At 73.3% G+C, this 15,931-nt stretch carries 15 protein-coding genes; 8 read left to right on the top strand and 7 right to left on the bottom strand.

The genetic code is table 11. The features are described from left to right. Window positions 1-183 precede the first annotated feature (183 nt). Window positions 184-1,230 carry a LacI family DNA-binding transcriptional regulator gene (locus ACIHIX_RS31145; protein ID WP_399961945.1) on the top strand — a complete coding sequence of 349 codons (1,047 nt, stop codon included), beginning with the start codon at window positions 184-186 and terminating at the stop codon, window positions 1,228-1,230. A 741-nt stretch (window positions 1,231-1,971) separates the two neighbouring features. Here the strand turns inward: ACIHIX_RS31145 and ACIHIX_RS31140 are convergent. From ACIHIX_RS31140 to ACIHIX_RS31130, 3 genes are all read right to left on the bottom strand, one after another. After that, window positions 1,972-2,607: a hypothetical protein gene (locus ACIHIX_RS31140; RefSeq protein WP_399961943.1), complete on the bottom strand. Its 636-nt coding sequence runs from the start codon at window positions 2,605-2,607 to the stop codon at window positions 1,972-1,974. Between the two features lie 24 nt (window positions 2,608-2,631). Next, window positions 2,632-3,546, bottom strand: a complete 915-nt coding sequence (locus ACIHIX_RS31135; protein ID WP_399961941.1) for a hypothetical protein — start codon at window positions 3,544-3,546, stop codon at window positions 2,632-2,634. Between the two features lie 87 nt (window positions 3,547-3,633). Continuing rightward, window positions 3,634-4,308 carry a class I SAM-dependent methyltransferase gene (locus ACIHIX_RS31130; protein WP_399961939.1) on the bottom strand — a complete coding sequence of 225 codons (675 nt, stop codon included), beginning with the start codon at window positions 4,306-4,308 and terminating at the stop codon, window positions 3,634-3,636. A gap of 152 nt (window positions 4,309-4,460) precedes the next feature. On the opposite strand from ACIHIX_RS31130, the gene ACIHIX_RS31125 reads away from it, so the two are divergent. From ACIHIX_RS31125 to ACIHIX_RS31115, 3 genes are all read left to right on the top strand, one after another. Beyond that, complete coding sequence (locus tag ACIHIX_RS31125; RefSeq protein WP_399961937.1) at window positions 4,461-5,393, top strand: GNAT family N-acetyltransferase; 933 nt, start codon at window positions 4,461-4,463, stop codon at window positions 5,391-5,393. An 18-nt stretch (window positions 5,394-5,411) separates the two neighbouring features. Beyond that, window positions 5,412-6,212 carry a sugar phosphate isomerase/epimerase family protein gene (locus ACIHIX_RS31120; protein ID WP_399961935.1) on the top strand — a complete coding sequence of 267 codons (801 nt, stop codon included), beginning with the start codon at window positions 5,412-5,414 and terminating at the stop codon, window positions 6,210-6,212. 79 nt (window positions 6,213-6,291) lie between these two features. After that, window positions 6,292-7,569 (top strand): MFS transporter, encoded by a 1,278-nt coding sequence (locus ACIHIX_RS31115; protein WP_399961933.1) that lies wholly within the window; start codon window positions 6,292-6,294, stop codon window positions 7,567-7,569. 9 nt (window positions 7,570-7,578) lie between these two features. Here ACIHIX_RS31115 and ACIHIX_RS31110 read toward each other — a convergent pair whose 3' ends face one another. Next, window positions 7,579-8,142, bottom strand: coding sequence for an RBBP9/YdeN family alpha/beta hydrolase (locus tag ACIHIX_RS31110; RefSeq protein ID WP_399961932.1), 564 nt, complete (start codon window positions 8,140-8,142; stop codon window positions 7,579-7,581). A gap of 51 nt (window positions 8,143-8,193) precedes the next feature. Between ACIHIX_RS31110 and ACIHIX_RS31105 the strand changes: the two genes are divergently transcribed. Continuing rightward, window positions 8,194-9,159: a LysR family transcriptional regulator gene (locus ACIHIX_RS31105; protein ID WP_399961930.1), complete on the top strand. Its 966-nt coding sequence runs from the start codon at window positions 8,194-8,196 to the stop codon at window positions 9,157-9,159. Window positions 9,160-9,172: 13 nt separating this feature from the next. Here ACIHIX_RS31105 and ACIHIX_RS31100 read toward each other — a convergent pair whose 3' ends face one another. The 3 genes from ACIHIX_RS31100 to ACIHIX_RS31090 are packed head-to-tail and all read right to left on the bottom strand — an operon-like array spanning window position 9,173 to window position 11,980. After that, window positions 9,173-9,823 (bottom strand): GNAT family N-acetyltransferase, encoded by a 651-nt coding sequence (locus ACIHIX_RS31100; protein WP_399961928.1) that lies wholly within the window; start codon window positions 9,821-9,823, stop codon window positions 9,173-9,175. Further along, window positions 9,820-11,061: a 3-phosphoshikimate 1-carboxyvinyltransferase gene (aroA, locus tag ACIHIX_RS31095; protein ID WP_399961925.1), complete on the bottom strand. Its 1,242-nt coding sequence runs from the start codon at window positions 11,059-11,061 to the stop codon at window positions 9,820-9,822. The genes ACIHIX_RS31100 and aroA overlap by 4 nt, the downstream gene beginning before the upstream one ends. 4 nt (window positions 11,062-11,065) lie before the next feature. Beyond that, window positions 11,066-11,980 carry an EamA family transporter gene (locus tag ACIHIX_RS31090; RefSeq protein WP_399961923.1) on the bottom strand — a complete coding sequence of 305 codons (915 nt, stop codon included), beginning with the start codon at window positions 11,978-11,980 and terminating at the stop codon, window positions 11,066-11,068. Between the two features lie 90 nt (window positions 11,981-12,070). Here ACIHIX_RS31090 and ACIHIX_RS31085 point away from each other — a divergent pair, with 90 nt between their 5' ends. The 3 genes from ACIHIX_RS31085 (at window position 12,071) to ACIHIX_RS31075 (ending at window position 15,850) form a co-directional block, all read left to right on the top strand. Next, window positions 12,071-12,988 carry a LysR family transcriptional regulator gene (locus ACIHIX_RS31085; protein WP_399961921.1) on the top strand — a complete coding sequence of 306 codons (918 nt, stop codon included), beginning with the start codon at window positions 12,071-12,073 and terminating at the stop codon, window positions 12,986-12,988. Window positions 12,989-13,320: 332 nt separating this feature from the next. Beyond that, window positions 13,321-15,099 carry a glycoside hydrolase family 3 N-terminal domain-containing protein gene (locus ACIHIX_RS31080; protein WP_399961919.1) on the top strand — a complete coding sequence of 593 codons (1,779 nt, stop codon included), beginning with the start codon at window positions 13,321-13,323 and terminating at the stop codon, window positions 15,097-15,099. Window positions 15,100-15,214: 115 nt separating this feature from the next. Beyond that, on the top strand, window positions 15,215-15,850 hold the full coding sequence (locus ACIHIX_RS31075; RefSeq protein WP_399961917.1) for a hypothetical protein: 636 nt from the start codon (window positions 15,215-15,217) through the stop codon (window positions 15,848-15,850). The last annotated feature ends 81 nt before the right edge of the window (window positions 15,851-15,931 follow it).

Raw genomic sequence — 15,931 nt, 5'->3', positions numbered from 1 at the left:
TTGAGTTGTTCGAGGGGGCGAACAACGAGGGGTGGGGGCCTTAAGGTCTGGATGGCTGCGTGGCCTGCGGGTCCGTGTGGCCTTTCTGGGCCGGGGGTGTGGGCGGCCCGCACGAAACCGATGCCCCGCGCCTGTGCGTGTACAACGAGGTACGACTGAGATGCGCGACCGGAGGACGACGAGATGACGGTGACCCTGGCGGACGTTGCGGCGCGCGCACAGGTCTCGCCCGCGACGGTGTCGCGCGTGCTGAACGGGAACTACCCGGTGGCCGCGTCCACCCGTGAGCGGGTACTGCGGGCCGTGGACGAGCTGGACTACGTACTGAACGGTCCGGCGAGCGCACTCGCCGCGGCCACGTCCGACCTGGTCGGGATCCTCGTCAACGACATCGCCGACCCCTTCTTCGGGATCATGGCGAGTGCGATCCAGTCGGAGATCGGCGGTCCTGGTGGGCGCGCGGGCGGTGAGCGGCTGGCGGTGACCTGCAACACGGGTGGCTCTCCGGAGCGTGAACTGACGTATCTGACCCTGTTGCAGAGACAGCGGGCGGCGGCGGTCGTGCTGACGGGTGGCGCCGTCGAGGACGCGCCGCACGCGGCGGCCGTCGCGGCGAAGCTGCGGAAGTTGGGCGAGGCCGGGACGCGAGTGGTGCTGTGCGGGCGCCCGGCGGTGCCGGACACGTCGGCGATCGCGCTGACCTTCGACAACCGTGGCGGCGGACGGGAGCTGACCGAGCACCTGATCGGGCTCGGTCACCGGCGGCTGGGGTACATCGCCGGCCCCGAGGAGCGGACGACCACCCGGCACCGGCTCGAAGGGCATCGGGTCGCGCTCGCCGAGGCGGGGATCTCCGAGGATCCGCGGTGGACCGTGCACGGCCGGTACGACCGGCGGTCCGGTTACGAGGCGACGCTGGAGCTGCTGCGGCGGGATCCGTCCCTCACGGCGGTGGTGGCGGCGAACGACTCCGTCGCGCTCGGCGCGTGCGCGGCCCTGCGGGACTCGGGGCTGCGCATCCCGGACGACGTCTCCGTCGCCGGCTTCGACGACCTGCCGTTCAGCATCGACGCGGTGCCCGCGCTGACGACGGTGCGGTTGCCGTTGGCGGAGGCGGGCGCCCGCGCGGGCCGGATCGCGATGGGGCGGGAGGAGCCGCCGCCCGGGGGGATCGCGGTGATCCGGGGGGAGTTGATGGTCCGGGGGTCTTCTGGGGGGCCTCGGGAGTAGGGGCGTTGGGAGCGGGGGCCTCGGGAGTAGGGGCGTTGGGAGCGGGGGCGTCGGGAGTAGGGGCGTTGGGAGCGGGGGCGTCGGGAGTAGAGGGCGCCCGGGAGCAGAGGGCCTCAGGAACCCGGGCCGTCGAACGTAGGGGCTGACGAGCAGAGGCCCGGGGAGCAGAGGGCACCCCGGGAACAGAAGGCGCCCGGGAACAGCAGGCGTCGGGAACCTGGGCCGCCGAACGTAAGGGCTGACGAGCAGGGGCCCGGGGAGCAAAGGACACCCCGGGAACAGAAGGCGTCGGGAACCTGGGCCGCCGAACGCACGAGCTGACAAGCAGAGGCCCGGGGAGCAAAGGACACCCCGGGAACAGAAGGCGTCGGGAACCTGGGCCGCCGAACGCACGAGCTGACAAGCAGAGGCCCGGGGAGCAAAGGACACCCCGGGAACAGAAGGCACCCGGGAACAGAAGCCCTCAGGAACCCGGACCGCCGAACGCACGAGCTGACAAGCAGGGGCCCAGGGAGCAGAGGGCCTCGGGAGTGAGGGCCCGAAGAGCAGGGGCCTGGGATTTGGTCGGGTCGCCGGTGATCGCGTCACCGGTGTCAGGGTGCCGTGGCCCCCGAGGGCTGCCGATCCCATGCCCCCGCCTCTTCCTCAAACGCCGGACGGGCTGGACACACGGACCGGCGTCTGGATGTGGGCGTCCGGCCAGCACAGATGCCCGGCGTCGCGATGCGGCCCCGTGGCGGGTCAGGCTGCCAGGCGTTGTTCCGGGTAGCGCGTTGTCAGCCAGACGCCCAGGCCCGGAGTCAGGGGGACGTGGTGGGGGTGGCGGAAGCCCAGGGGGCGGAGTTGGTCGGTGTGGCGGGCGGAGAGGGTGAGGGCGACGGCTGTGGCGGTCTGCGCGTCCACCTCCGTCAGGCCGGGGGCCAGCAGGTCGGTGACCAGGGTCGGGTCCCAGGCCTCCGGGTCGCCCTGCGCGCAGACGGTGACCACGGTCCAGTGCGGCTCGGCGGGGCCGGCCTGCTTCAGGGCCGCCGGGAGGACGGGGTTCCGCGGCGGGCGGACGGTGAGTTCACGGGCGAAGAGGGTGCCGAGGCGGGCGTGGGGCGGCTCCGCACCCGTGTCCGGTGGCATCCAGACCGCGGCCGCGAGCAGCTCGCCGTCCGCGCGTTCCGCCACCCACACCTGCCCCTCCTCCAGGGCGTGATGGGCCAGCAGCAGCCGCATGGCACGCTGCGCCTGGTCCCAGTCGGCGGCCAGGCACTCCGCCGGCCGGAGCGCGGGCGCGGCCGGCGGGGTGACAAGGCGGACCACCGCCGGTACGTCCACCAGGCCCGCCTGGCGGACGGCGGCGGCACGGGGGCGCAGCTGAAGGATCGTCATGAGGGTGTTCTGCCTTTCACACGGTCACAGTGACGGGGCGGTGCCGGTCAGTTCGACGGTCGCGGGGTGGCGAAGGGACGGGCGGGGGCCGGCCACCACGACCCTCGGCGTCCGGCTCGTGGCGGTCGGGGCGCTCGGCGCGTCCTGGGCGCGGCTCAGCAGGGTCACGCCGTAGACCGCAGCCGCTCCCCCGGCGAGCGCGAGCAGCGTGCCCGTGCTGCCGTACCGGAAGCCCTCTCCCAGCAGCGTGATGCCGATGGCGGAGGCGGTGAGGGGGTTGACGAGGGTGAGGAGGGCGAGCGGGCCGCCGAGGCCGCTGCGGTAGGCCTGCTGGGAGAGCAGCAGGCCGCCGACGGCGAAGCCCACCGTCAGGAGCGCGACCAGTGCCGTGTCCCAGGAGAGCGTCGGCCCGACCGCCAGCTTCTGCGACAGCGTGGAGCCGACGCCGGAGGCGACACCGGACGCCGCGGCGAAGGCGAGGCCGGTCCCGGCCAGGCGGGTGAGCGCCGCCACGAGACCGGCCGCGGCGAGCGCGACGAGCAGGACCTCGGTCGTACCGAGCGTCTCGTGCGGCCCGTGTCCCGTCGCGGTGACGAGGAGCAGAGTGCCGAGGCCCACGAGGGTGTAGGCGACGCCGCGCCACTGGGTGCCGGAGGTGCGGCGGCCCGTGGCCAGCGAGCCGAGCGGCACCGCCAGCACCAGGCTGAGCGCGCCTAGCGGCTGGACCAGGGTCAGCGGGCCGTACCGCAGGGCGACCACGTGGAGCAGCGCGCCGCCCGCGTTGAGGGCCACGGACCCCCACCAGGCGCCCCGGGCCAGCGCACCGCGCATGCCCGGGGTGGCCGCGGCCGTCCGTTCCTGGACGACGGCGGCCGTGGCGTAGCAGACCGCGGAGACGAGGGAGAGAGCCACTGCCAGCAGCACCGGGGACGCAGTCATCCGGCCCACCTCCCTGTCGCCCATCAATACGAAACGGTTTCGTACAGATAGGCTACGGAGGGCTTTAGCGAAACGCAAGCGTTTCTTTCAGTGAGCTGCCTTTACCGCCACGAACCCGAACAGCTCCGGCACCTCCTCCCGCCCCGCCTCGACCGTGCGCTCCAGCCGCAGACCGGCCGTGAGCGCGGCGCTGAGCAGGTCGGCCAGCGGTATGTGCCAGGCGCCGACCCGGGCCCGTACGCCCGCGGGGTTCCAGCCGCCGCCCTTGCGGGAACGGTCGGCGTACCCCGCCCCCACGACCAGCCGCCCCGGCTCGGCGTGGTCCGCGAACGCGCCGACGAAACAGGGGTGGACGCCCAGGTGCACGAACCGTCCGCCGGGGGCCAGGACACGGGCGATCTCCCCGACCACGGCGGCGTAGTCGGGGACGTCCGTGCTGGCCAGCACGCACACCGCGGCCGGCACGGAGGCGTCGGCCAGCGGGAGCGCCGTCGCGTCGGCGACCGCCACGGGCAGCCGGGCGGCGGCATGCCGGAGCTGGCCGCGCGAGAGGTCGACACCGACCGGGGTCCAGCCCAGCCCCGCCGTCACGGCGGCGTGGGCGCCGGTGCCGCAGCAGACGTCCAGACAGACGCCGGCGCCGGGGCCGAGAAGCCCGCCGAGCGTGCTGTGCACCCGATGAATGTAGTCGCCGCCCGCGTCGGGCGACATGTAGTCGTTGTACCAGTCCGCGTGTGCGTCGTACGCCGCAGTCGTCGTCATACCTACGACCCTGGGAACACCGACTCCCCCACAAACCCCGGTTCACTCACGGCACATGCCCGCGGGCGGCATCTGGACGGGAGGCCGCGGCGGTCGTACCGTATCTCTGACTGAGTCAACTATCCGCGCCAGCCACCCAGAGGTCGACCGCCATGACCGTCCAGGACATCCGTGCCTTCAACCGCTTCTACACGAACGTCATCGGCGCCCTCGACTACAGCCGGCACCTCTACGCACCGTTCACCCTCACCGAGTCCCGAGTGCTGTACGAACTCGCGCACTCCCCGCGGACGGACGCTGCCGATCTGCGGGGAGAGCTCTCGTTGGACGCCGGCTATCTGAGCCGGATCCTCAACAAGTTCGAGGACGACGGCCTGATCGAGCGGTCGGCCTCGCACCGCGACCCGCGGCGGCGGCGCGTCACACTCACCACCCGGGGCCGGGAGACCGCCGCGCTGCTCGCCGAGCGGGCGGACGAATCGGTGGGCGCGCTGCTCGCCACCGTGCCCGCCGCCGAGCGACCGCGGCTCGCGGAGGCCCTGCAGACGGTGCGCACGCTGCTGTCCGAGGGACGGCCGCCCCGCCGGGAGGACGTGCTGCTGCGTGAGCCCGGCCCCGGTGACCTGGGCTGGATCGTGCAGCGCAACGCCGCGCTGTACACCGCGGAGTACGGCTGGAACGCGGACTACGAGGGGCTGGTGGCCCGGATCGTCGCCGACTTCGCGGAGGATCACGACCCGCACCTGGAGCGGGTGTGGATCGCCGAGCTGGACGGCCGGCCGGTGGGGTGCGTGATGTGCGTGCGGGACGAGGCGCCCGGCACGGCGAGGCTGCGGCTGCTGCTCGTCGAGCCGGACGCCCGCGGCCTCGGCATCGGGGACCGGCTGGTCACGGCCGTCGTCGACTTCGCCCGCGAGGTCGGCTACCGGGACCTCGTGCTGTGGACCAACGACATCCTCAGCTCCGCCCGCCACCTCTACCAGCGCCACGGCTTCGTGCTGCTCGCCGAGAAGCCGCACCGCTCCTTCGGCAAGGACCTGGTCGGTCAGGACTGGCGTCTGGACCTGCACGGCACCCGGGAGTGACGCGTAGAGTCCGGAACCATGAAACTCGCGTTCTCCACCCTCGGTGTCCCCGGTCTCCCCGTCCCCGAGGTGCTGCGGCTGGCCACCGCGCACGGGTATCACGGGATCGAGCTGCGCGCGCACCCCGAGGAAGCCGTGCATCCCGGGATCGACGCGGACCAACGGGCCGACGTCGTGAGCGAGTTCAAGGCCGCCGGGGTGGAGATCCTGGGACTGGCCGGATACGCGCGCGTGGCCGCGCCCGGCGCCGACGAGCCCGTGATCGACGAGATCCGCACCCTCCTCGACCTCGCCCGCGACCTCGGCGCCCCCTACATCCGCGTCTTCCCCGGCGCGAGCCCGGAGCAGTCCCGCGCGGAGGCCGACGCCACCGCCGCCCGGCGGCTCGGCACGGCCGCCGAGTACGCCGCCGACCTCGGCGTACGGATTCTGCTGGAGACCCACGACTCGCACCGCACCGGCGCCGACGCGATCCGGATCCTCGGCCTGGTCGGCCACCGCAACGTCGGCTCGCTCTGGGACGTCATGCACACCTGGCTCGGCGGCGAGCAGCCCGGCGAGACCTACGCGGCCCTCTCCCCCTACCTCGGATACGTCCAGGTCAAGGACATCGCCTCGGCCGAGGACACCACCCCGCTGCGGCTCGGCGCCGGCGTCCTGCCGCTCGCCGAGTGCGTCGAGATCCTCTCCCGGCACGGCTGGGACGGCTGGCTGTGCTGGGAGTACGAGAAGCGGTGGTACGAGGGGGCCGCGCCGCTTCCGGGGCTGCTCGGCCGGGGGCGCGATCATCTGGCGCACCTCCTGAACGACAGCGCGTGAGTAATTCGGTGGCCCGGGCGGGGGTCGCCGGATAACGTCCCGGGGTGCATCAGCCCACCCCGCCCCCGCTCGCGCTCTCATGAGCCTGTCCGACGCGCTGCTCGACGTACGGCCCCTGCGCACCTCCCCCGTCTTCCGGCGGCTGCTGTTCGGGCGCACGGTGTCCACGCTCGGCAGCTTCATGACCATGGTCACCGTCATGTACCAGGTCTGGGACATGACCCACAGCGCGTTCTGGAGCGGCGCGGTCGGCGTCGCGCAGGCGGTGCCGATGGTCGCCGTCAGTCTGTTCGCGGGCGCCTGGGCCGACCGTGTCGACCGCCGCCGGCTCTACCTCACGGGCACCGTCGGCTCGGCGGTGTGCTCCCTGCTGCTGGCCGTGCAGGGCCTGGCCGGGCACGCGCCGGTGGCCGTGGTCCTCGTCCTGGTCGCGCTCCAGACGTCCTTCAGCGCGCTCGGCGCCCCGGCGGCGGGGGTGTTCGTACCGCGGCTGCTGCCCAAGGACCAGGTGGCCGCCGGTCTCGCCCTGCAACAGGTCACCGGCCAGGCGATGATGCTGGTCGGCCCGGCCGTCGCCGGTGTCGTCCTGGGCTGGTGGGGCATCGGCGTCTGCTACCTCCTGGACACCCTGAGCTTCGCCCTGTCCTTCTACGGCGCCTACGGCCTGCCCGCGCTGCGACCTGAGGGCGACACGTCCCGCCCCGGCGTGCACGGGGTACTGGACGGCCTGCGCTTCCTGGTCGGCCACCGCGTGGTGCGCGGTGCGCTGCTCACGGATCTCGCGGCCTGTGTGCTCGCGATGCCCACCTCGCTGTTCCCCCTGGTCAACGAGGAACGCTTCGGCGGCGACCCCCGCACCCTCGGCCTGTTCCTGTCCGCGCTGGCCGTCGGCGGAGTCGCCGCGACCGTCTTCTCCGGCCCGGTGACCCGACTGGCCCGGCCCGGCCCGGTGATGCTGTGCGCGTCCGCCGGCTGGGGTGCGGGCCTGTTCCTCTTCGGCCTGACGACCAGCGCCTGGGCGGGCCTCGGTCTGCTCGCCCTGGCCGGAGCGGCCGACGCCCTCGCCGTCCTGTCCCGCACGACCATCGTCCAGACCCGCACCCCCGACGCCCTGCTCGGCCGTGTCACGGCGGCCGAGACGATCGTCGGCCAGGCGGGCCCCCACCTCGGCAACCTGCGCGGCGGCCTGGTCGCGGGCTGGACCTCGGGGGCGACGGCGCTGATCGCCGGAGGGCTGATGTGCCTGGCGGCGGTGGCTGCGGTCGGCGTCGGCACACCGGAGCTGCGCGGGACCCGCGCCCCGGAAGCCGGGGACGATCCCCCGACTGCCGTGCCCGCCGCCCCTACCGGACCCTGAACACCGCCCCTACCGGACCTTGAACTCGGCCTCCGGATCCAGGCACCACTCCAGCACGGACGGCCAGGCTCCGTAACCGGCGTCCAGGTCCAAGTGGGCCGCGCCCGGGAGGAGTCGGGTGGGGACGCCCAGCGGGTCACCGTAGGCGGCCCGTGCGCCTCCCGGGCAGTACGGGTCGTCGTCGCCCGCCACCAGGAACGTCGGGCCCGGCAGTGTGAAGTCCAGGGGCGGCGCGACGAATTCGGCGACCTCGGGCAGGCCCTCGAGGACCGAGCGGGCCGGCGGGGCCACCAGCAGTACCCGCTCCACGTCCCCCACCCCGGCGGTCCCCCGCGCCACCGCGTGCAGCCACAGCAGGACGGAGGCGCTGTGGGCGACCACGACGTCCGGCCCCTGCGCCAGACACCGGGTCAGCTCGCTCAGCCACACCTCCAGCGACGGGTCGTCGGGGTCGGGCAGCTGCGGGTAGGTGACCTGGTGGCCGAGGTCGGTGAGGCGGTCGGCGAGGTGATGCTGCCAGTGGTCCGCGGGACGGTGGTTCTGCCAGCCGTGGAGGATGAGGTAGGCGGTCATGGCACCGATCGTTTCCGATCCCCTCCCCTTCGGTCCAGTTAATCTTTCTTGATGGAACCGGTAAGCGAGACCTTCACCGTCGACCTGCGCCGTCTGACCGTCCTGCGGGAACTCCAGCGCCGGGGCAGCCTGGCACGCACCGCCGAGGCCCTCCATCTCACCCCCTCCGCGGTCTCCCAGCAGATCGCCGCGCTGGCCCGCGAGGTGGGCGCGCCGCTGACCGAACGGGATGGCCGGGGCGTACGGCTCACCGGCCAGGCCCGGGTCCTGCTGGCACACGCCGACCTGATCGCCGCCCAACTGGAGCGCGCCCGCGCCGACTTGGCGGCGTACGGCGAGGGCGGGCGCGGCTCGGTGACGATCGGCTGCTTCTCCAGCGGCATCCTCGGTCTGCTGCCGGCGGCCCTGGGGGCGCTGGGTGCGCGGATGCCGGACGTCCGCGTCGACGTCGTCGAGGCCGAGCCGCCGGACCTGTTCACCGCGCTGGACGGCGGACAGGTGGACATCGCGGTGGCGGTGGACTTCGCGGCGGGCCCCCCGCACACGGACCGCCGCTACAGCCGGATCGACCTGCTCACCGACGTCATGGACCTGGTCGTGCCCAAGGACCACCGGCTGGCGGGGCGCGCCGAGGGCGTCCCGCTGCGCGAACTGGCCGCCGATGCCTGGATCGTGGGCCATCCGCGCAGTTGTGTGGGGGCGGTGGCGCGTTCCGTGTGCGCCACCGCGGGGTTCACCCCGGACATCCGGCACGCCGTGAACGACTGGGCGGCGGTGGCCGCGCTGGTCGAGGCGGGCGCGGGGGTGGCGCTGATCCCGCGCCTGGTACGGCCGTTGTACGCGAGCCGTCGGCTGGCCACCGTGACGACCGAGGGCGAGCCACCGTCCCGCAACGTCTTCGCGGCCGTGCGCACGGGCTCGGAGGACGACCCGGTGCTCACTGTCGTACGCGAGGAACTGCGGCGCGCGGCCGGGGAGTCGGTCACCGTGCAGACCGGTTCGGGCCCGCACCGCTGAACCGTCTCCGGGCTCAGCGCGCGGGCTCTCCGCCCGCCCGGTGGGCCACGAACCGTCCCACCCGCTCCGCCAGCCGCGGCCGGATCTCCGGCCATTCCTCCGCCGTGATCGAGAAGATCGCCGAGTCGCGCAGCCGCCCTTCCTCCCCCGGCGCCCAGGAGCGCGACCAGTTGCGCAGGACACCCTCGAAGCGGGCCCCGACGCTCGCGATCGCGGCGTGGGAGCGTGCGTTGCGGGCGTCGGTCTTCAGGTCGACGCGGGAGACGTCCCACTCCTCGAAGGCATGCCGGAAGAGGAGGTACTTGGACTCGGCGTTCACGCCCGTGCCCTGCGCGGAGCGGGCCAGCCAGCTGAAGCCGATCTCGATGGCGTCGAGCCGGTCCGCCGAACGCCAACTGCGCGGCTCCCAGAAGGAGGTGGTGCCGACCACGCGTCCGGTCGCCGTCGAGATCTGCGCGTACGGTGCGAGCCTGCCGTCCGCCGCCCGGCCGAGCTGGGCGTCGATGTACCCCAAAACCTCGTCGGCGCGCGGCACCCAGGTGAACGCGTAGGTGTCCCGGTCCTCCTCGGCCGCCTCCGCCAGACCGGCGGCGTGCCGGTGCGCCAGCGGCTCCAGGCGCACCAGCTCGCCCTCCAGAAGCGGCCCCTCCAGCGTGAAGCTCACTGCCCGATGTCCTTTCGCAGTTCGGCGAACGCCCCGTGGAAACCGGGGAAAGTCTTCCGGACGCATCCGGGGTCGTCGAACGAAATACCGGGCACGCGCAGGCCGGTGACCGCGAAGGACATGACGATGCGGTGGTCGCCGTGCGTCGTGATCTGCGCGCCCGTCCCGGGCGGACCCGGCTGGATCTCGATCCAGTCCGGGCCGACCGCGACCTCCGCGCCCAGCCTCCGCAGGTTCTCCGCGCTGGCCTCCAGGCGGTCGCACTCCTTGACGCGCGTGTTCGCCACGTCCTCGATCCGGACCGGGCCGTCGGCGAAGGGGGCGATGGCCGCGAGGGTCGGCATCGTGTCGGAGATGTCCCGCATGTTGACGGTGAGGCCGCGCAGCCGGCCGGTACCGCGGACCGTCGTCCCGGAATCGCCGACCGACACGTCCGCGCCCATCCGCCGCAGGACCTCCACGAAACCCAGGTCGCCCTGGAGCGCGCCCGTCCCGAGGCCGGGGACGGTGACCTCGGCGCCCGGCGTGACGGCCGCCGCGGCGAAGAAGTAGCTGGCGGTGGAGGCGTCGGGCTCGATCGGGTACGTCGTCGCCCGGTAGCCGCCCGGCGGGACGACGAAGACGTTCCCCTCCCGGCCGACCTCGACCCCGAACGCCCGCATCATCGCGATCGTGATCTCCACGTACGGGACGGAGACCAGGTCCGTCACCCGGATCCGCAGGCCCTTCCGCGTCAGCGGACCCAGCAGAAGCAGGGCCGTCAGGTACTGGGACGACTGACCCGCGTCCAGCACCACCTCGCCGCCCTCGACACCGGACGCCCGCACGGTGAGCGGATGGTGGCCGTCGGCCCCCTCGTGCCGCAGGTCCACGCCCAGGTCGCGCAGGGCGCGGGACAGGGGCAGGAGGGGGCGGCGGCGCATCTGCTCCGAGGCGTCGAAGCGGAAGGTGCCGTGGCCCGCGGCGGCCAGCGTCGGCAGGAAACGGGCGGTCGTGGCGCCGTCCCGGCAGTAGACGTCGGCCTCCGTCACCGCGGGGCCCTCCGGCCGGCCGTCGACCTGCCAGGCGTCCGGGGTACGCCCGACCCGATAGCCGAGCCGGACCAGCCCCTCGGCGAACCCCTCCGTGTCGTCGGACCGGAGCGGTCGCGTGAGCGTCGTGACACCGTCGGCCGCCGCCGCCAGGAAGAGGGCGCGGGCGGTGATGGACTTGGAACCGGGGATGTCGACCGTGGGCATGGCCTCATGATCGGACGCCGGACGCCTGTGGCGCCGGGACGTCCACGGGATGGACCCGCGCCCTTCGCCCGGGCGTCACCGAGGCCAGTGCCACGCCGCCCACCAGGAGTGCCGCCGCGCACCAGCGCAGTCCGCTCACCTCCTCGCCCAGGAACAGGGCCGCCGAGGACATGCCGAAGACGGGGACCAGCAACGAGAAGGGGGCGACCGTGGAGGCCGGGTGGTGGCGGAGGAGCCGGCCCCAGGCTCCGAAGCCGAGGACCGTCGTGATCCAGGCGACGTAGACGACCGTGCCGGCGCCCTGCCAGTCGAGGGCGCGCAGGGCGTCGTAGTCCCGGGTCGGGCCCTCTGTCAGCAGGGACAGGGCGAGGAGGGGGAGGACCGGGACCGTGCTCACCCACACCATGAAGTTGAGGGCGTCGGGGGGCGCCGCCTTGCGGGTGAGGACGTTGGACGCGCCCCAGCAGGCCGCCGCCGCGACGCACAGGGCGAAGGCGCCGAGGGGGCCCGAGGTGCCCTCGTCGACGGCGGCGACGGCGATGCCGGCCAGGGCCACCGCCATGCCCAGCATCCTGATGCCCGAGGGGCGTTCGCCCAGGACCGCGAACGCGATCACCGCCGTGAACACCGCCTGGATCTGGAGCACCAGGGAGGACAGCCCGGCCGGCATGCCCGCGTCCATCGCGACGAACAGCAGGCCGAACTTCGCGACCCCCAGCACCAGGCCGACCCCGATGATCCACTTCCAGGCCACCTTCGGCCGGCCCACGAAGAACACCGCGGGAAGGGCCGCCGCCAGGAAGCGCAGGGCGGAGAAGAGCAGGGGCGGGAAGTGGTCGAGGCCGATCTCGATGACGGTGAAGTTCACGCCCCAGACGGCGGCGACAAGGACGGCGAGGGCGATGTGGGCGGGACGCATGCGTCGAGGATCACTCGCCTCGACCATGTAGCACCAGCGATGATTGCTGCATGGTCGGATGAAGCGTCGCTAATGAAAAGAGGCTGCGAGATGCTCGATCTGCAACGCCTGCGCGCCCTGCACGCCGTCTCCGTGCACGGCACCGTCGGCGCGGCCGCCGCCGCCCTCGGCTACACACCCTCCGCCGTGTCCCAGCAGATCGCCAAGCTGGAGCGGGAGACCAGGACGGTGCTCCTGGAACGGGAGGGGCGCGGGGTCCGGCTCACCGCCGAGGCGCTGCAACTCGTCGACACCGCCGAGCAGTTGCTGGCGATCGTCGAACGGGCCGAGACCGGGATCGAGCGACGCCGCAACACCCCGGCGGGACGGCTGACGGTGGCCGCGTTCGCCTCGGCGGCCCGTGGGCTGCTGCCCGGCGTGCTGGCCGACCTCGCCCACCGGCATCCCGCCCTCGACGTCCGGCTCTGCGAGATCGACCCGCATCTGTCGGTCGGGCTGGTCGCACGGGGCGCGCTGGACCTGGCCGTCGTGCACGACTGGGACATCTCCCCGCTGCCGGTGCCGCCCGGCGTGGAGCAGGCGGCGATCGGCGAGGACCGGTGCACGCTGCTCGTACCGGAGGGCCACCCCTTCGCCGAGCGCAGGCGGGTGCGGCGCGAGGACCTCGGCGGGGAGCGCTGGGTGTGCCAGCCGCCGGGCCGGGTCTGCCACGACTGGCTGGTGCGCACCCTGCGGAGCGCGGGGCACGAGCCGGAGATCATCCACCAGGCCGACGAGAACCCCACCCTCGTCGCGCTCGTCGCCGCCGGCCTCGGCATCTGTCTCATCCCCCGTCTCGGCCGCGGCCCCCTCCCGGCCGGAGTCGTCGAGGTGGAGCTCGACCCGACGCCGGTACGGCGGCTGTACGCCCTCTGGCGCACCGGCGCGGCGGGCCGCCCGTCGATCACGGAGACCGTACGCACCCTCCAGCACCACTGGCCCGAGACGGCGTCCCACCCGCCCCGCTGAACCCCGCGGCCCCAACTTGCGGGATTCGGGCCCGAGCCGGGAACCCCGCCCCAGCTCCGCTCGTCCAATGCGCGAGCTGTCGGAGAGTCACCGCGGTGCGGTGTCGGCCTCGCTGCTGGCTGCGAACGCTGACCTACCCTCTCCGCCGTACCGCGGCCGACAGCACGCCGTCATCGGCGCGCCCCCCTCCAACAGCGCCGATGACGGCCCTCATTGCCGGGCCCGGGGCCCATCGCGGGTTACTGTGCACTCCCTTGACTGGCAGAAACTTCCCGGATATTGGTGACTCCTCGGAAGTTTCCTTCAGCGGATCACCTCCGGAAGGAGCGCACGTGCCCTCCAGACGTACCGTCCTAGCCGCCACCGCGGGAGTCGCCGCCACCCTCGCCATGTCCGGCCCCGCCTACGCGGACGACAAGAAGCTCCGCTCCCTCATCTCCCGTATGACCCTGCCGGAGAAGGTCGGCCAGCTCTTCGTGATGCGGGTCTACGGCCACTCCGCCACCACCCCCGACCAGGCCGACATCGACGCCAACCTCAAGGAGATCGGCGTTCGCACGGCCGCCGAGCTCATCGCCAAGTACCGCGTGGGCGGCGTCATTTACTTCACCTGGGCGCACAACACCCGCGACCCGCACCAGATCGCCGACCTCTCCAACGGCATCCAGAAGGCGTCCCTCACCCAGCCCCGGGGTCTGCCCGTCCTGATCTCCACCGACCAGGAGCACGGCATCGTCTGCCGGGTCGGCGAGCCCGCCACGCTCTTCCCGGGCGCGATGGCGATCGGCGCGGGCGGCTCGCGCAAGGACGCCCGCACCCTCGGCCGTATCGCGGGGCGGGAGCTGCGGGCCCTCGGCATCCGGCAGAACTACTCCCCCGTCGCCGACGTCAACGTCAACCCCGCCAACCCGGTCATCGGCGTCCGTTCCTTCGGCGCCGACCCGCACGCGGTGGCCGGGCTCGTCGCCGCCGAGGTCGCCGGGTACCAGCACTCCCGGCAGGTCGCCGCCACCGCCAAGCACTTCCCCGGACACGGCGACACCGCCGTCGACAGCCACTACGGCTTCCCCGTCATCACCCACACCCGCGAGCAGTGGGAGCGGCTGGACGCGCCGTCGTTCCGGGCCGCGATCGCCGCCGGCATCGACTCGATCATGACCGCGCACCTCATGGTCCCGGCCCTCGACGACTCCGGCGACCCGGCCACCCTCTCCCGCCCGATCCTGAACGGCATCCTGCGCGAGGAACTGGGCTACGACGGGGTGATCGTCACCGACTCCCTCGGCATGGAGGGCGTCCGCACGAAGTACGGCGACGACCGCGTCCCCGTGCTCGCCCTGAAGGCCGGGGTGGACCAGCTCCTCAACCCGCCGGATCTCGACGTCGCCTGGAACGCCGTGCTGAAGGCCGTCCAGGGCGGAGAGCTGACCGAGGCGCGGCTCGACGAGTCGCTCCTGCGGGTACTGCGGCTGAAGGCGAAGCTGGGGCTGTTCAAGGAGCCCTACGTCAGCCAGGCGGGCGTCACCCGCACCGTGGGCGTCCCGGCGCACCTCGCCGAGGCCGACCGGATCGCCGAGCGGACGACGACCCTGCTGGTCAACAAAGGCGGTCTGCTGCCCCTGTCGCCCCGCAGGCTCCTGGTGTGCGGCGCCGATCCGGCCTCCCCGTCCGGGACCACCGGGCCGCCCACCGGGGTCCTCGCGACCGCGTTCACCGAGCTCGGCTTCACGGCCACGGCCCTGTCGACGGGTACGGCACCCGCCGCCGCCACCATCGCCAGGGCGGTCGCGGCAGCGCAGGAAGCGGACGCGGTCGTCGTGGGGACGTACAACCTGAGCGCCGCCCAGAAGACGCTCGTCGAGCAGCTGGTGGCGACCGGGAGGCCGGTGGTCGCGCTCGCGATCCGCAATCCGTACGACGTGGCCCAACTGCCCGGCGTCCCGGCCTACCTGGCGTCGTACTCATGGACCGACGTCGAACTGCGGGCCGCCGCGCGGGTGATCGCGGGTGCGGTGGCGCCGCGCGGGAAGCTGCCGGTGCCGGTGCAGAAGGCGGACGATCCGGCGAAGGTGCTCTATCCGATCGGGTACGGACTCTCGTATCCGGCGTAGCGCGGGTACGCCACGCCCCCGGCGCACGCCCGCCAAAGGGCGCAAAGCACCCCGCACGTCTGGCGTGTGCCCGCCACGGCGGGTCACGCTGGTCCGGGGTGTCCGGGGGGATGCGATGCGCGAGAGATGGTCGGTGGGGGCGGTGTGCGCACTGCTGGCTGCGCTGCTCGCGGCCCTGCTCACCGGGTGCCAGGGCACCCCGGACGACGGCACGGAGAGCGACGGCCGGATCAGCAACGAGGTGACACCGACCCGGCCCTCGGGGTACGGGACGGTGTTCCTCGGCGTCGACGAGTGCAGCTCCTTCGGCACCACCAGCTTCACCGAGGTGCCCTGCGCCGGTGAGCGGGCGGCGGCGCGGGTCGTGGCGCGCTTCGACGGCACGACCGAGGACGGTCCGCTCTGCCCGGGGACCACCGACTTCGTGCTGCACATCAGCGAACAGGCCAGGACCGCCGACGAGGACGGCGACGGGGAGGTCCCGCAGGGCTACGCCTGTATGCGCAACCTCACCGCCCCGCACCCCGGCGACCCGGGCGGCGGGGGCGGGCCGCGCACCATCGTCGGGGACTGCGTCTACAGCTCCGGCGACGGCCAGGTCCGCGAGACCGCCTGCGACGGGAAGGGCGCGAAGAAGCCGGAGTTCAAGGTGACCAAGGCCGTCGGCAAACGCAGCCGGTGCCCGCTGTCCACGGCTCTGTACGTCCAGCTCGGTGGCCAGGAACCGGTCGGCTGCGCCCGGCCGCTCTGACCTGTCCTGATCCACCTTTTCCTGATCTCCCCTGGTGCACACGGGAGTTGCTCCGATAGCTTCCGCTCGCACATCTGTCTC

Source organism: Streptomyces sp. NPDC051913 (assembly GCF_044593635.1).
Lineage (GTDB): Bacteria > Actinomycetota > Actinomycetes > Streptomycetales > Streptomycetaceae > Streptomyces.
The sequence above is the reverse complement of the archived record's forward strand: the minus strand, read 5'-3'. Positions and strand labels throughout refer to the sequence as shown.

What these genes read in the sequence shown, in the direction of transcription:
- ACIHIX_RS31140 (WP_399961943.1), bottom strand. Translation starts at nt 2,607, where the DNA reads ATGACGATCCTTCAGCTGCGCCCCCGTGCCGCCGCCGTCCGCCAGGCG.
- ACIHIX_RS31090 (WP_399961923.1), bottom strand. Translation starts at nt 11,980, where the DNA reads ATGCGTCCCGCCCACATCGCCCTCGCCGTCCTTGTCGCCGCCGTCTGG.
- ACIHIX_RS31145 (WP_399961945.1), top strand. Translation starts at nt 184, where the DNA reads ATGACGGTGACCCTGGCGGACGTTGCGGCGCGCGCACAGGTCTCGCCC.
- ACIHIX_RS31115 (WP_399961933.1), top strand. Translation starts at nt 6,292, where the DNA reads ATGAGCCTGTCCGACGCGCTGCTCGACGTACGGCCCCTGCGCACCTCC.
- ACIHIX_RS31105 (WP_399961930.1), top strand. Translation starts at nt 8,194, where the DNA reads ATGGAACCGGTAAGCGAGACCTTCACCGTCGACCTGCGCCGTCTGACC.
- ACIHIX_RS31135 (WP_399961941.1), bottom strand. Translation starts at nt 3,546, where the DNA reads ATGACTGCGTCCCCGGTGCTGCTGGCAGTGGCTCTCTCCCTCGTCTCC.
- ACIHIX_RS31130 (WP_399961939.1), bottom strand. Translation starts at nt 4,308, where the DNA reads ATGACGACGACTGCGGCGTACGACGCACACGCGGACTGGTACAACGAC.
- ACIHIX_RS31120 (WP_399961935.1), top strand. Translation starts at nt 5,412, where the DNA reads ATGAAACTCGCGTTCTCCACCCTCGGTGTCCCCGGTCTCCCCGTCCCC.
- ACIHIX_RS31075 (WP_399961917.1), top strand. Translation starts at nt 15,215, where the DNA reads ATGCGCGAGAGATGGTCGGTGGGGGCGGTGTGCGCACTGCTGGCTGCG.
- aroA (WP_399961925.1), bottom strand. Translation starts at nt 11,061, where the DNA reads ATGCCCACGGTCGACATCCCCGGTTCCAAGTCCATCACCGCCCGCGCC.
- ACIHIX_RS31125 (WP_399961937.1), top strand. Translation starts at nt 4,461, where the DNA reads ATGACCGTCCAGGACATCCGTGCCTTCAACCGCTTCTACACGAACGTC.
- ACIHIX_RS31085 (WP_399961921.1), top strand. Translation starts at nt 12,071, where the DNA reads ATGCTCGATCTGCAACGCCTGCGCGCCCTGCACGCCGTCTCCGTGCAC.
- ACIHIX_RS31110 (WP_399961932.1), bottom strand. Translation starts at nt 8,142, where the DNA reads ATGACCGCCTACCTCATCCTCCACGGCTGGCAGAACCACCGTCCCGCG.